This window comes from Rhodoferax sp. (assembly GCF_039922535.1).
In the GTDB taxonomy this organism is placed as follows: Bacteria; Pseudomonadota; Gammaproteobacteria; order Burkholderiales; family Burkholderiaceae_C; genus Rhodoferax_B.
In genome coordinates this window covers 1-2,259 of sequence record NZ_JBDTEM010000336.1, presented here as the reverse complement: position 1 = coordinate 2,259, position 2,259 = coordinate 1, and the positions used below count along the sequence as shown (strand labels likewise).

The following is a 2,259-nucleotide window of genomic DNA, read 5'->3' as shown; positions in this document are numbered from 1 at the left end:
TTTGACGACCGCGGCGTGGGCAACGGCTTTTTACTGCCCGCCGGGCCGCTGCGCGAAGCCTGGCCGCGCCCGGTCGATCTGGTGCTGCACAGTGGTGCGAATCCGGCCCTGACAGAGATTCCTGGCTGGCGCGCCCAGCGCACCCTGGCCGACTACGCCGCGCAGGCCGACGGCACGCGCGTCCCACTGGCAGCGCTGCACCACACCGCCCTGCTGGCTATCGCCGCTATCGCTCAGCCAGAAAGCTTCTTCAACATGCTGCGCTCCGCCGGACTGACGCTCGCAGAAACACGGGCTTTGCCCGACCACTACAACTTTGATAGCTGGCCGCGCACGCAGAATATGCGCCAGACCGTGATTTGTACCGAAAAAGATGCCGTCAAACTTTGGCAGCACCAGCCCGACGCGCTGGCCGTGCCGCTGGTGCTGGCGATAGATACCGGCTTCTGGCAGGCCCTCGACCAGCGCGTCAATCCCTGGCTATGATCCACACCCCACCCCGATTGAGATTTCCCCATGGATAGCAAACTTCTGGAGCTGCTGGTCTGCCCCGTGACCAAAGGCCCGCTGCAATACGACCGCGAACGCCAAGAGCTCAGCTCGCGCAGCGCCCGCCTGGCCTACCCGGTGCGCGATGGCATACCCGTGCTGCTGGAAAACGAAGCCCGTGTGATGACCGACGAAGAACTCGGTCTATGAGCTTCACCGTTCTGATCCCCGCCCGGTTGGCCTCCACCCGCCTGCCCAACAAGCCGCTGGCGCTGCTGGGCGGTGTGCCCATGGTGGTCCGCACCGCACAGCGCGCCCGGCTGTCTGCGGCCCAACGCACCGTGGTGGTCACCGACAGCGCGTCCATTCTGGAGGCCTGTACCGCCCACGGCATCGAGACCGTGCTGACCCGCGCCGACCATCCCTCTGGCAGCGACCGCCTCGCCGAGGCCTGCACCCTGCTGGGGCTGGACGGCGATGACCTGGTGGTCAACGTGCAAGGCGACGAGCCCCTGATCGACCCCGGGCTCATCGACCAAGTCGCCACCCTGCTGCAACAGCGCCCCGGTGCCAGCATGGCCACCGCCGCCCACGCCATCGCCTCGCTGGCCGACTTCACCAACCCCAACGTCGTCAAAGTGGTGCTGGACGCACAGCAGCACGCCCTGTACTTCAGCCGCGCCCCTATCCCGTGGTGGCGCGACGGGGCCACGGCCGACAAAAGCTTCCAAAGCCTGCCCAGCCCCGCACCGCTGCGCCACATAGGGATTTACGCTTACCGCGCCGGATTTTTACGCCTATTTCCCACGCTGCCACAGGCCCCGATCGAGGTCAGCGAAGCGCTGGAACAGCTGCGCGCCCAATGGCACGGCCACCGCATAGCGGTGCACGTCACCGACCACGCACCCGGCCCCGGCGTAGACACGCCGGAAGACCTGGAACGCGTAAGCAAACTGTACTAAAGCCTCTGGTATCCTCACACGCAATGAAGCGTTGCGGCATAGCACAAGCCCGCCAGCAACGCCGCGCAGTTTTAAACACTTCGAGGGTATTTTTATGAGACTTATTTTGTTGGGCGCTCCAGGCGCCGGCAAGGGCACGCAAGCCACCTTCATCTGCCAAAAATACGGCATCCCGCAAATCTCTACCGGTGACATGCTGCGCGCAGCCGTCAAGGCCGGTACACCGCTGGGCTTGCAGGCCGATGCAGTGATGAAGTCCGGCGGCCTGGTCAGCGACGACCTGATCATCAACCTGGTCAAAGAGCGCCTGACCCAGCCCGACTGCGCCAACGGCTGCCTGTTCGACGGTTTCCCCCGCACCCTGCCCCAGGCCGATGCGATGAAGGCCGCCGGGGTCAAGCTCGACTACGTGCTGGAAATCGACGTACCCTTCGATGCCATCATCGAACGCATGAGCGGCCGCCGCTCGCACCCCGCTTCGGGCCGCACTTACCACGTCAAGTTCAACCCGCCCAAGGTCGAAGGCCTGGACGACGTGACCGGCGAGCCGCTGGTCCAGCGCCCCGACGACCAAGAAGAAACCGTGCGCAAGCGGCTCGAGGTGTACAGCGCCCAAACCCGCCCGCTGGTCGATTACTACTCCAGCTGGGCCCGCAACGAGCCCAACCTTGCCCCCAAGTACCGCGCCATCAGCGGCACCGGCAGCGTCGATGAAATCACCGCCCGGGCCTTTTCCGCACTGGCAGCCTAAGCTCCCACGCTTCTGAAAAAACCGTCCGGTGTTATGCCGGACGGTTTTTTTACGCCT

General features: G+C 64.9%; 4 protein-coding genes. All 4 read left to right on the top strand.

The genetic code is table 11. The features are described from left to right. A partial coding sequence (locus tag ABI213_RS16035) for a tetraacyldisaccharide 4'-kinase (RefSeq protein WP_348027830.1) occupies positions 1-486 on the top strand: 486 nt, incomplete at its 5' end. Between the two features lie 30 nt (positions 487-516). Further along, positions 517-699, top strand: coding sequence for a Trm112 family protein (locus ABI213_RS16030; RefSeq protein ID WP_348006826.1), 183 nt, complete (start codon positions 517-519; stop codon positions 697-699). Continuing rightward, positions 696-1,451, top strand: a complete 756-nt coding sequence (gene kdsB, locus ABI213_RS16025) for a 3-deoxy-manno-octulosonate cytidylyltransferase (protein WP_348027828.1) — start codon at positions 696-698, stop codon at positions 1,449-1,451. Before ABI213_RS16030 ends, kdsB begins: the two co-directional genes overlap by 4 nt. Before the next feature lie 94 nt (positions 1,452-1,545). Then, positions 1,546-2,202 (top strand): adenylate kinase, encoded by a 657-nt coding sequence (adk, locus tag ABI213_RS16020; RefSeq protein ID WP_348027826.1) that lies wholly within the window; start codon positions 1,546-1,548, stop codon positions 2,200-2,202. Positions 2,203-2,259 lie beyond the last annotated feature (57 nt).